General features: G+C 60.2%; 9 protein-coding genes, 4 tRNA genes and 2 pseudogenes. 13 read left to right on the top strand and 2 right to left on the bottom strand.

Features of this window, described 5'->3' with window-relative positions:
- The 9 genes and pseudogenes from DBP26_RS22610 to DBP26_RS22570 all read left to right on the top strand — a co-directional run.
- A pseudogene (locus DBP26_RS22610) lies at positions 1-291 on the top strand (glutamate--tRNA ligase); the annotation flags it as partial.
- A 193-nt stretch (positions 292-484) separates the two neighbouring features.
- A tRNA-Ala gene (locus DBP26_RS22605) sits at positions 485-560 on the top strand.
- Positions 561-647: 87 nt separating this feature from the next.
- A tRNA-Glu gene (locus DBP26_RS22600) sits at positions 648-723 on the top strand.
- A gap of 52 nt (positions 724-775) precedes the next feature.
- Positions 776-851 (top strand) — tRNA-Ala (locus tag DBP26_RS22595).
- 54 nt (positions 852-905) lie between these two features.
- A tRNA-Glu gene (locus DBP26_RS22590) sits at positions 906-981 on the top strand.
- 155 nt (positions 982-1,136) lie between these two features.
- On the top strand, positions 1,137-1,676 hold the full coding sequence (locus DBP26_RS22585) for a TetR/AcrR family transcriptional regulator (RefSeq protein ID WP_108239745.1): 540 nt from the start codon (positions 1,137-1,139) through the stop codon (positions 1,674-1,676).
- Between the two features lie 83 nt (positions 1,677-1,759).
- Positions 1,760-2,200, top strand: a complete 441-nt coding sequence (locus tag DBP26_RS22580; RefSeq protein WP_108239744.1) for a thioesterase family protein — start codon at positions 1,760-1,762, stop codon at positions 2,198-2,200.
- A gap of 66 nt (positions 2,201-2,266) precedes the next feature.
- Positions 2,267-3,226 (top strand): tRNA-dihydrouridine synthase, encoded by a 960-nt coding sequence (locus DBP26_RS22575; protein ID WP_108239743.1) that lies wholly within the window; start codon positions 2,267-2,269, stop codon positions 3,224-3,226.
- A gap of 114 nt (positions 3,227-3,340) precedes the next feature.
- The gene (locus DBP26_RS22570) at positions 3,341-3,784 is read left to right on the top strand and encodes an Hsp20 family protein (protein WP_108239742.1); all 444 of its coding nucleotides are present in this window, start codon (positions 3,341-3,343) and stop codon (positions 3,782-3,784) included.
- Between the two features lie 88 nt (positions 3,785-3,872).
- Here the strand turns inward: DBP26_RS22570 and DBP26_RS22565 are convergent.
- Positions 3,873-5,939, bottom strand: a pseudogene (locus tag DBP26_RS22565) (bifunctional diguanylate cyclase/phosphodiesterase); the annotation flags it as partial.
- 118 nt (positions 5,940-6,057) lie between these two features.
- Positions 6,058-6,936, bottom strand: a complete 879-nt coding sequence (locus tag DBP26_RS22560) for a LysR family transcriptional regulator (protein ID WP_108239740.1) — start codon at positions 6,934-6,936, stop codon at positions 6,058-6,060.
- A 155-nt stretch (positions 6,937-7,091) separates the two neighbouring features.
- Here DBP26_RS22560 and leuC point away from each other — a divergent pair, with 155 nt between their 5' ends.
- From leuC to asd, 4 genes are all read left to right on the top strand, one after another.
- Positions 7,092-8,516 carry a 3-isopropylmalate dehydratase large subunit gene (gene leuC, locus DBP26_RS22555; protein WP_108239739.1) on the top strand — a complete coding sequence of 475 codons (1,425 nt, stop codon included), beginning with the start codon at positions 7,092-7,094 and terminating at the stop codon, positions 8,514-8,516.
- Between the two features lie 10 nt (positions 8,517-8,526).
- Positions 8,527-9,165, top strand: coding sequence for a 3-isopropylmalate dehydratase small subunit (gene leuD, locus DBP26_RS22550; RefSeq protein WP_108239738.1), 639 nt, complete (start codon positions 8,527-8,529; stop codon positions 9,163-9,165).
- 136 nt (positions 9,166-9,301) lie between these two features.
- Positions 9,302-10,384, top strand: coding sequence for a 3-isopropylmalate dehydrogenase (leuB, locus tag DBP26_RS22545; RefSeq protein ID WP_108239737.1), 1,083 nt, complete (start codon positions 9,302-9,304; stop codon positions 10,382-10,384).
- 111 nt (positions 10,385-10,495) lie between these two features.
- Positions 10,496-11,608 carry an aspartate-semialdehyde dehydrogenase gene (asd, locus tag DBP26_RS22540; RefSeq protein WP_108239736.1) on the top strand — a complete coding sequence of 371 codons (1,113 nt, stop codon included), beginning with the start codon at positions 10,496-10,498 and terminating at the stop codon, positions 11,606-11,608.
- Positions 11,609-11,613 lie beyond the last annotated feature (5 nt).

The raw sequence follows: 11,613 nt of genomic DNA, 5'->3' as shown, positions 1-11,613 counted from the left end.
ATGCAGTTGATTCTATGGAAGCTCGAATCGCTGCGTCAGTGGGAGAAAGACACGATTACCCGCTGCATTCAGGCGGTTGTCGACCATCTTCAACTCAAATTGCGCGATGCCATGCCGTTGATGTTCGCGGCCATCACGGGGCAGGCCAATTCGGTTTCGGTGACGGACGCCATGGAAATTCTGGGTCCCGACCTGACGCGCTACCGGTTGCGCCAGGCCCTGGATTTGCTCGGCGGCGTTTCCAAGAAAGAAAACAAGGAATGGGAAAAGCTCCTCGCCGCGATGGCCTGAGTGAACGGCAAGCCCCTGATTTTGCGCGAGCGGAATCGGGGGAGGGCGGTAAGTGATTGTTATCCCGGAAAATTCTTTTGAAATTTGTTTAAAAAAAGTTTGACAGCTACAGGGGTCGCACTTAATATGCGCCCCGTCCACACGGCAACACAGAAACACGGCGGTGACGCAGTGTGATGTGAGAGTGTAATGTGGGGCTATAGCTCAGCTGGGAGAGCGCCTGCATGGCATGCAGGAGGTCAGCGGTTCGATCCCGCTTAGCTCCACCAATTTAGAGGCTTCAAGGCGAGCTGCACAGCGTTGAGGTTTGTACCGAAAGATCGGAACCAGCACCGATCAGGTACACAAAGGGTTACGTCCCCTTCGTCTAGTGGCCTAGGACACCGCCCTTTCACGGCGGTAACAGGGGTTCGAGTCCCCTAGGGGACGCCACGATTCATCGAGATGGACCGCAAGGTTGGTCTCCGCCGAGAGGCGTAAATCCGGGGCTATAGCTCAGCTGGGAGAGCGCCTGCATGGCATGCAGGAGGTCAGCGGTTCGATCCCGCTTAGCTCCACCAATTTTTGCCAGGGTTCGTGAGTGATGGTCTCACGAATCTGACTGAAGGTTTTGCGTCCCCTTCGTCTAGTGGCCTAGGACACCGCCCTTTCACGGCGGTAACAGGGGTTCGAGTCCCCTAGGGGACGCCACGATTTCTCGCTCTGCGAGACCAAGGGTCATTCGATTATTGAATGGCCCTTTTGTTTTTCTGGGGTTTGGTGCCCAACCTCTTGCTTATCTTTCCCTCCCGCTTGCCATCCCGCATGATGCAGATAATATTATCGTCATCATTCCGGAGGCGGCCATGAACGACAAAAAAGCACAGACCCGCGAACGCATTCTCAACGCGGCGAGCGTGGCGTTGATTGCGCGTGGCCCGGTTGAACCCAGCGTCAACGAAATCATGGGCGCAGCCGGCCTGACGGTGGGCGGCTTCTACGCCCACTTCGACAGCAAGGAAGCGCTGATGCTCGAGGCCTTCAACCAGTTGCTGAGCGAGCGGCGCGCCATGGTTGCGAACATCGATCATCAGCTCCCCGGCAGCGAGCGTCGTGCTTTATTGGCCGCGTTTTATCTCTCGCGCAGGCATCGAGATGCGGAGGAGCATGCGTGTCCGCTGCCGACAACCATTGGCGAGATGGCGCGGCTGTCAGACGAATTTCGCGATGCCCTGTCCGAGCACATCGAACTGATGGTTGCTCAACTGGCCGCTTCTCCCGAAGAAACCGACAAGACGCTGGCCGATATCGCTTTGATGCTGGGCGGCCTGGCACTGGCCCGCGCCCTGGGCGCCAACGAGCTGTCTGACCGTGTGTTGCGAGCTGCCAAGTCGGCCATGCAATGAGGCGTTCGCGACAGGCCGAACCCCGGCCCCGATGCTTTTGGTTACACTGCTCGCCAACGCATTCATGAGCGGCGGGAATACGCATGGGCTGGGATCTGGCAACGCCATTCGTCATCGACTTACAGGTGAGCGAAGACGACATCGATGGACTGGGGCACGCCAACAACGCGGTCTACGTGACTTGGCTCGAGCGTTGCGCCTGGCGCCACTCTCAGCAATTGGGGCTGGATTTGACCGAGTACCGCCGCCTTGATCGTGCCATGGCCGTGGTGCGGCATGAAATCGACTACCTGGCCAGTGCTTATCAGGAAGATGAGTTGCAATTGGCCACGTGGATCGTCGACTGGGATCAGAAAATCAGAATGACCCGCCGCTTTCAGCTCAAGCGCCCTCGTGACGGGGTCACCCTATTGCGGGCGCAGACAACATTCGTCTGCATTGAACTGTCCAGTGGGCGGCCGAAACGCATGCCTGCCGAATTCATTGAAGGTTATGCCCCGGCGTTGCAAATGGTCGCTTCCTGACGCGCGGCCCGTTCCCAAGCGTTTCGCCACTGCGTAAACTGCGTGACTTTTTTTCGAGTGTGCGCCATGCAAATTGCTCTGGCCCCCATGGAGGGCCTGGTCGACGACATTCTGCGCGATGTGCTGACTCAGGTCGGTGGTATCGACTGGTGCGTCACCGAATTCATCCGGGTCACCGAGCGCCTACTGCCCGAGCACTATTTCCACAAGTTCGCTTCCGAGCTGCTCAACGGCGCGAAAACCCGGGCGGGTGTGCCGCTGCGGGTCCAGTTGCTGGGGTCCGATCCCGTGTGTCTGGCAGAAAACGCTGCCCTCGCCGCGCAGTTGGGAGCGCCGGTCATCGACCTGAACTTCGGTTGTCCGGCCAAGACGGTCAACAAGTCGCGGGGCGGGGCCGTGTTGCTCAAGGAGCCTGAACTGCTGCACTCGATTCTCAGCCACGTGCGCCGCGCAGTGCCCGCACACATTCCTGTCACGGCCAAGATGCGTCTGGGCTACGACAGTACCGAACCGGCGCTGGACTGCGCGCGGGCGCTGGAGGCGGGTGGTGCCGAGCATATCGTGGTCCATGCCCGGACCAAGGTGGACGGCTATAAACCGCCGGCGCACTGGGAATGGATCGGCAAGATTCAGGACGTGGTGAAGATCCCGGTCATCGCCAATGGTGAAATCTGGACAGTAGAGGACTGGCGCCGTTGTCGCGAGATCTGCGGCGCGCGGGACATCATGATCGGCCGCGGCCTGGTGGCGCGCCCGGATTTGGCGCGGCAGATCGCAGCGGCTGAGGCGGGCCGAGAGGTCGTCGAGATGACGTGGGAAGAGTTGCTGCCGCTGCTACGGGACTTCTGGTCGCAGGCCATGGCGAAGATGACCCGCATCCAGGCGCCGGGGCGCCTCAAGCAGTGGGTGGTGCTGTTGACCAAAAGTTACCCTGAAGCGACGTTGCTGTTCGATTCGTTACGCCGGGAGACGGACTGCGAGCGCATCAGTCAGATGCTGGGTGTGGTGGAGCCGGAAGTGGCCTGAAAAAATTTTCATAGTGACTCTTGAAACAGAAGTGACTGCACCTATTTAGGGATTACGCGATGCCGAAGTCGGGTCGCGGAGACAAACACTTGCTGATTCATTCAGGAGATTCACATGACTACTGCATTTTCTCTGGCTCCACTGTTCCGTTCGTCCGTAGGCTTCGATCGTTTCAACGATCTGTTCGAGTCGGCGGCCCGCAACGAGTCGGCCAGCAGCTACCCTCCCTACAACGTCGAAAAACACGCTGACGATCAATATCGCATCGTCATCGCGGCAGCAGGTTTTCAAGAAGAAGACCTCGAGTTGCAGGTCGAGAAAGGTGTGCTGACTGTCACTGGCAGCAAACGCGACAAGCCAGCTGAAGGCGTGACCTTCCTGCATCAAGGCATCGCCCAGCGCGCGTTCAAGCTGTCCTTCCGTCTGGCCGATCACATTGAAGTGCAAAATGCCGCACTGGCCAACGGCCTGCTGAACATTGACTTGTTGCGCCTGGTGCCTGAAGAGGCCAAGCCAAAACGCATCGAGATCAATGGTCAGAAAACGCTGGCCCATTGATTGTCAGCCAGCCACACAAAGGCGCCCTTCGGGGCGCCTTTTTTATGCGCGCGCAACGCTCACTTTCGGTGGGGCCGCTACCTGGGGCTCAACGGCTTACCCGCTCGCGCAGCAGGGCCTCGAACCCGTCCAGTGTCAGCGGCTCGCTGAACAGAAAACCTTGATAGAAATGACAATCCAGCTGTGTCAAAAACGCCAGTTGCTCTGGCTTTTCTACCCCTTCGGCAATGATTTCCAGGTTGAGGCTGGCGGCGATGGCAACGATGGCCCGGACGATTTCGGCGTCATTGGGGTCATTAGTGGCATCGCGCACGAACGACTGATCGATTTTCAACGTGCTGACGGGCAGGCGCTTGAGATAGGTCAATGAGGAATAGCCCGTGCCAAAGTCGTCCATGGCGAAGCTGATACCCATCTGTTTGAGCGCCAGCATCCTGGCAATGGTTTCCTCCAGGTTCTTGATCACGATGCCCTCGGTGATTTCCAGTTTGAGCATGTGGTACGGCACGCCGTGCTGCCGCAGGCAACGCTCCACGCGCTCGACGAAATCTGCCTGACGGAACTGGCGCGGGCTGATGTTCACGCACAGGCTGAACGTGTGGCTGTCGATCAGTCCCTTGCGCAGCAACTCGCTGCCTGCCCTGCATGCCTCTTCGAGGATCCAGTTGCCGATGTCGAGCACCATCCCGCTTTCTTCCATGATCAGGATGAATTGATGGGGAGGTACGTCGCCGAGGCTAGGGTGCTTCCAGCGCAGCAAGGCCTCGGCGCCTATGATCCGATCGCCTCGGGTGTCGACCTGGGGCTGATAGCTCAGGCTGAACTCGTTACGGCTCAACGCCTGGCGCAAGTCGTTTTCCATGCGCAAGCGGTTGCTGGCGGCTTTCTGCATGTCGCCATGGAACATTTGCGTGGTATTTCTTCCCGAGTCCTTGGCCCGGTAGAGCGCGATGTCGGCACGTTTGAGCAGGTCGGCGGGCGTGGCGCCGTGGTCGGGGATCACTGCCATTCCGATGCTGGGGGTGACCTGCAGGCGATGGCCATCGAGAAACATGGGCTCGGACAGCAGCGCGCGCAGGGTGTCGGCGAGGCCGTGCACATGCTCGATGACCTCATCCCGCGTGCCTTCCAGGCCGCTGACCAGCACCACGAATTCATCACCTCCGAGCCGGGCGACGGTGTCTTCAAGCCGCACGCTGGCCTCCAGGCGGGCGGTGACGATTTTCAACACGCTGTCACCTACCGGATGGCCGAGCGAATCGTTGATGTGCTTGAAATGATCGAGGTCGAGAAAGAGCAGTGCACCGCGCAGTTCATGGCGCGTGAGCAGGGCGATCTGCTGGCTGAGGCGATCCATCAGCAGCGCCCGATTAGGCAGATTGGTCAGCGAGTCGTGGTAGGCCAGGTGCTGGATCTGCGCTTGGGCACTCTTCAACTGGCTGATGTCCCGCGCGGTGATCAGCAGGCAGGCGGTGTCGTCGAGTGTCAGCGGGTCAACGGACACGTCCACGGTGACGAGGTCACCGTTCTTGTCGCGTCCCAGCAACTCCCGATTACGTATCCGCCCTTGGTCCTGGACTTCCTGAATCAGGCGCTCGTACTGGAGCATGTCGGCAATTATCACGAAGTCGAATACCGTCTGGCCCACGACCTCGTTGGCGCTGTACCCGGACAGCCGCGAGAAGCCATCGTTGACTTCAATGTATCGACCTGTGGCTCTCTCGATAATGATGATGGCGTCAGGACTGGAGTGAAACGCGCGGGCAAATTTCTCTTCGCTCGCTTGCAGGGCTCGTTGCGCGCGCTTGTGTTCGGTGTTGTCGATGAAGGTGCTGAGCAGGTAGGTCCCGTCGCTGAGCTCGATGCGCTGCGTATGCAGCGTGCCTTCGTGGGCTTGCCCATCGCGTCCATACAATTGGGCTTCGAGGCTTGCGGGTTCGCTGCCCAGCGATGCCTTGTCCAGCACCACCTGGCGTTGTTGAGGAGTGCCCCACAGGCCTATTTCCAGTGTGGTACGGCCCATGCAGTCAGCGAGCGGCCAGCCGAATGTGACTTCGAAATGACGGTTCGCTTTGCAGACCAAACCATCCGTTTGCCGCGTCAGCAGCACCACATTGGGGCTGAGGTTGAACAGGGTCGCAAAATGGCGTTCCGATTCCTTCGCCGTGAGCGCCAGGCCGGTGAGCGGGTACAGCGAGCTGTCAGCGTTAGTGGGCATGTGATCACGAGCCTTGAAGGAATAAAGCCAGTATGTCGATCCATGAGCGTCACCCTCAGGCCTCGGCCGCCTGAGCATCGAGCAGCGCCATGAAGGCCCTTGCGGCGTTCGACAGCGTGCGTTCGGTGTGAACAATGTAGCCTAGCTGGCGCCGCAGCTGGATGCCGGGCAGCGGAATGCGCGCCACCTGTTCATCGAGCATGGTTCTGGGCAGCACACTCCATGCCAGACCGATCGAGACCATCATCTTGATCGTTTCCATGTAGTTGGTGCTCATGGCGATGTTGGGTTTGAGTCCCTGCGCCTCGCACAGCCCGCTGACAATGTGATGGGTAAAGGTGTTGCCCCCCGGGAAGACGGCGGGGTACCCAGCGATGTCCGCCAGGCTCACATCAGGGGTCGTCGCCAGTGGGTGTTCAGGGGCGGCGACGAAGTCCAGAGGGTCATCCCATACCGGCACCGCCTTGATCAGCGAGTGGGGCTCTGGGGCGAGGGTGATCACCGCCAACTCGGCGCGGCCGTGAAGGATCTCCTCGTAGGCGACCTCCGAGTCAAGGAACTCGATGTCCAGCGCGACATCGGGATACGTCCGAGTAAAGGCCCTCAATAAAGGAGGGAGCCGGTGCAGACCGATGTGGTGGCTGGTGGCGAGGCTCAGCCGACCGGTGACCTCTCCCGTCAGATTGGTCAGCGCCCGGCGTGTATCGTCCAGGACATTCAGTATTTGATAGGCACGGGGCAGCAATGCGCGTCCCGCCTCGGTCAAGCTGACTTCCCGACCCAGTCGGTCGAACAGCCGGACGTTGAGCTGCTGTTCCAGGCCCGCAATACGCTTACTGATCGCCGGTTGCGTCAGGTGCAGGTGCTCGCCCGCAGCGGAAAAGCTGCCGGTTTCGGCGATGGCGATAAATGCATTGAGATTGGCCAGGTCCATTCGAATTCCTATCGGTTATCCAAAGCATGAAAAATATGAATTTGAGTTATTTAAGCATATTCCCTAGCATCTCCCCCACAAGCCGAAGGGTTTTAAGGTGTCGCCGTGACACCCATGCCTGGGGCATAGAAACAAGCTGATGAGGAAACCGTCTGATGGCTGGCAAAACGCTCTACGACAAGCTTTGGGATTCGCATTTGGTCAAGCAGCGCGATGATGGCTCGGCGCTGCTCTACATCGACCGTCACATCATCCATGAAGTGACCTCCCCACAGGCTTTCGAGGGCCTGCGCCTGGCCGGGCGCAAACCCTGGCGGATCGACGCCAACGTTGCGACCGTCGACCATAACGTGCCCACCACACCCGACCGCAAGGGCGGTGTCGAGGCCATTGCGGACCAGGTTTCGCGTCTGCAGGTCAAGACGCTGGATGACAATTGCGATGAGTACGGCATCACCGAATTCAAGATGAATGACGTGCGTCAGGGCATCGTCCACGTGATCGGCCCGGAGCAGGGCGCCACCCTGCCAGGCATGACCGTGGTCTGTGGCGACTCCCACACCTCGACCCACGGCGCGTTCGGCGCGCTGGCGCACGGTATCGGCACCTCCGAAGTCGAGCATGTGCTGGCTACCCAGTGCCTGGTGGCCAAGAAGATGAAGAACATGCTGGTGAAGGTCGAAGGCAAATTGCCGTTCGGCGTGACGGCCAAGGACATCGTGCTGGCCATCATCGGCAAGATCGGCACCGCGGGCGGCAACGGCCACGCCATCGAGTTCGCAGGCAGCGCGATTCGTGACCTGTCCGTCGAAGGCCGCATGACCATCTGCAACATGTCCATTGAAGCCGGTGCGCGGGTCGGGCTGGTGGCCACTGATGAAAAGACCATTGCCTATGTCAAGGGGCGTCCTTTCGCGCCTACCGCGGAGCAGTGGGACGCCGCCGTCGAGGCGTGGAAGGACCTGGTGTCCGACGCCGATGCCGTGTTCGATACCGTCGTCGAGCTCGACGCCCCGCAGATCAAGCCGCAGGTAAGCTGGGGCACGTCCCCGGAAATGGTGCTCGCCGTGGACCAGAACGTTCCCGATCCGGCGCAGGAAGCCGATCTGGTCAAGCGGGGTTCCATCGAGCGCGCCCTGAAATACATGGGCCTGAAGGCCAATCAGGCGATCACCGACATTCAACTGGATCGCGTGTTCATCGGTTCCTGCACCAACTCGCGCATCGAAGACCTGCGCGCAGCAGCGCAAATCGCCAAGGGCCGCAAGGTCGCCGCAACCATCAAGCAGGCGATCGTCGTGCCAGGCTCGGGTCTGGTGAAGGCGCAAGCCGAACAGGAAGGGCTGGACAAGGTGTTTATCGAGGCGGGTTTCGAATGGCGCGAGCCTGGATGCTCCATGTGCCTGGCGATGAACCCGGACCGGCTGGAAAGTGGCGAACATTGCGCATCCACCTCCAACCGTAACTTCGAGGGCCGGCAAGGGGCGGGCGGACGTACCCACCTGGTCAGCCCGGCAATGGCGGCGGCAGCGGCGGTGAACGGCCGTTTCGTCGACGTTCGCACCCTGAGCCAGCATTGAGGAGTCCAGCATGAAAGCCTTTACCCAACACACCGGCCTGGTCGCTCCGCTGGACCGTGCCAACGTCGACACCGATCAGATCATTCCGAAACAGTTTTTGAAATCCATTCGCCGCACCGGTTTCGGTCCGAACCTGTTCGACGAGTGGCGTTATCTGGATGTGGGCCAGCCGTATCAGGACAACTCCAAGCGCCCGCTGAATCCGGAATTCGTGCTCAATCATGCGCGGTACCAGGGCGCCAGCGTGCTGCTGGCCCGTGAAAACTTCGGCTGCGGTTCGAGCCGCGAGCACGCGCCATGGGCGCTGGAGGAGTATGGTTTCCGTAGCATCATCGCGCCGAGCTATGCCGACATCTTCTTCAATAACAGCTTCAAGAACGGCCTGTTGCCGATCATCCTGACCGAAGCGGAAGTCGATGAGCTGTTCAAGGCCGTGGAAGCCAAAGAAGGCTATCAGCTGAGCATTGACCTGCAGGCCCAGACCGTGACCGCAGAAAATGGCAACGTGTATCGCTTCGAAATCGATGCATTCCGCAAGCACTGCCTGCTCAATGGCCTGGACGACATCGGTCTGACCCTGGTCGATGGCGATGCCATTGCCGCGTTCGAGAGCAAGCACCGCGCGGCGCAGCCTTGGCTCTTCCGCTGAACCGCGGCTTTAACGTCAAGCCACAAGCGGCAAGTTATACGCGGCGCTGCGGGTCTTGCAGCTTGCCGCTTCAAACGTGCAGCTTTCGAGTCGGCCTCGCTCCAGAGGCCGACCGCCATTTTGAAATGAGGGTGTTATGAGCAAGCAGATTCTGATTCTTCCAGGTGACGGCATTGGCCCTGAAATCATGACCGAAGCGGTCAAGGTGCTGGAGCTGGCCAACCAGAAGTATCAACTGGGGTTCGAATTGAGCCACGACGTCATCGGTGGCGCGGCCATCGACAAGCACGGCGTGCCGCTGGCCGACGAAACGCTGGACCGCGCCCGTGCCGCCGATGCCGTGCTCCTGGGGGCGGTGGGCGGTCCGAAATGGGACACCATCGAGCGTGACATCCGCCCGGAGCGGGGCCTGCTGAAAATCCGTTCGCAACTGGGCTTGTTCGCCAACCTGCGCCCGGCGATCCTGTACCCGCAACTGGCCGAGGCCTCCAGCCTGAAGCCGGAAATCGTCGCCGGTCTGGACATCCTTATCGTCCGCGAGCTGACGGGCGGAATCTATTTCGGCGCACCGCGCGGGACCCGCGAACTGGAGAATGGCGAACGTCAGGCCTATGACACGCTGCCCTACAGCGAGAGCGAGATCCGTCGCATTGCCCGCGTGGGCTTCGACATGGCCCGCGTACGCGGCAAGAAGCTGTGCTCCGTCGACAAGGCCAACGTACTGGCTTCCAGCCAACTGTGGCGCGAAGTGGTCGAGCAGGTGGCCAAGGATTATCCGGACGTCGAGTTGAGCCACATGTACGTGGACAACGCTGCCATGCAACTGGTCCGTGCACCCAAGCAATTCGACGTGATGGTGACCGACAACATGTTCGGCGACATCCTGTCCGACGAAGCCTCGATGCTCACCGGCTCCATTGGCATGCTGCCTTCCGCGTCGCTGGATTCGAACAACAAGGGCATGTACGAACCGTGTCACGGTTCTGCGCCGGACATCGCGGGCAAAGGCGTGGCCAACCCGCTGGCGACTATCCTGTCGGTGTCGATGATGCTGCGTTACAGCTTCAATCAGCACGTGGCCGCGGATGCCATCGAGCAAGCGGTCAGCCAGGTGCTGGATCAAGGCCTGCGTACGGGCGACATCTGGTCCGAAGGCCATGCGAAGGTCGGTACGCAAGAAATGGGCGACGCCGTAGTCGCCGCGCTGCGCAATCTGTAATATCTCGGGCCCACTGCTGCAATGTGGATGCGAAAACGCATGCGGATGCCATGCGGATGCGTCGCTTCTCCCCGCCACAGTGGCCCCACTTTTAATTAAGGTGTAGTTGCGATGAAACGTGTAGGTCTGGTCGGTTGGCGCGGTATGGTTGGTTCCGTGCTCATGCAGCGCATGCTGGAAGAGCAGGATTTCGATCTCATTGAGCCGGTTTTTTTCACCACCTCCAACGTCGGCGGACAGGGTCCGTCGGTGGGCAAGGACATTGCGCCGTTGAAGGATGCCTACAGCATCGACGAGCTCAAGACCCTTGACGTGGTGCTGACCTGCCAGGGCGGCGACTACACCAGCGAAGTGTTTCCGAAACTGCGTGAAGCAGGCTGGCAGGGTTACTGGATCGACGCCGCCTCGTCCCTGCGCATGGACGACAGCGCCGTGATCGTGCTCGACCCGGTCAACCGCAAGGTCATCGACCAGCAACTGGACGCCGGCACCAAGAATTTCATCGGCGGCAACTGCACTGTCAGCCTGATGCTGATGGGGCTGGGCGGTCTGTTCGAAGCCGGTCTGGTGGAGTGGATGAATGCCATGACCTACCAGGCAGCGTCGGGCGCCGGTGCGCAAAACATGCGCGAGCTGATCAAGCAGATGGGCGCCATCAACGCCTCGGTCGCGGACGATCTGGCCAACCCTGCCAGCGCCATTCTGGACATCGACCGCAAGGTGGCTGAGGCCATGCGCAGCGACAGCTTCCCCACCGAAAACTTCGGCGTGCCCCTGGCAGGCAGTCTGATCCCTTGGATCGACAAGGAACTGCCGAACGGTCAAAGCCGCGAAGAATGGAAAGGCCAGGCCGAGACCAACAAGATCCTCGGTCGCTTCAAGAGTCCGATCCCGGTCGACGGCATCTGTGTGCGCATTGGCGCCATGCGTTGCCATAGCCAGGCACTGACCATCAAGCTGAACAAGGATGTGCCTATCGCCGACATCGAAGGCCTGATCAGCCAGCACAACCCGTGGGTGAAGCTGGTGCCGAACAACCGTGAGGCGAGCATTCACGAACTGAGTCCGACCTCCGTGACCGGCACCCTGAACATTCCCGTCGGGCGCTTGCGCAAGCTGAACATGGGTTCGCAGTACCTGGGCGCGTTCACCGTGGGTGACCAACTGCTGTGGGGCGCTGCCGAGCCACTGCGTCGCATGCTGCGGATTTTGCTGGAACGTTGATTCCC

It is taken from the genome of Pseudomonas sp. RIT409, from assembly GCF_003052515.2.
Classification (GTDB): domain Bacteria; phylum Pseudomonadota; class Gammaproteobacteria; order Pseudomonadales; family Pseudomonadaceae; genus Aquipseudomonas.
This window is presented reverse-complemented; position numbering and strand designations above follow the sequence as displayed.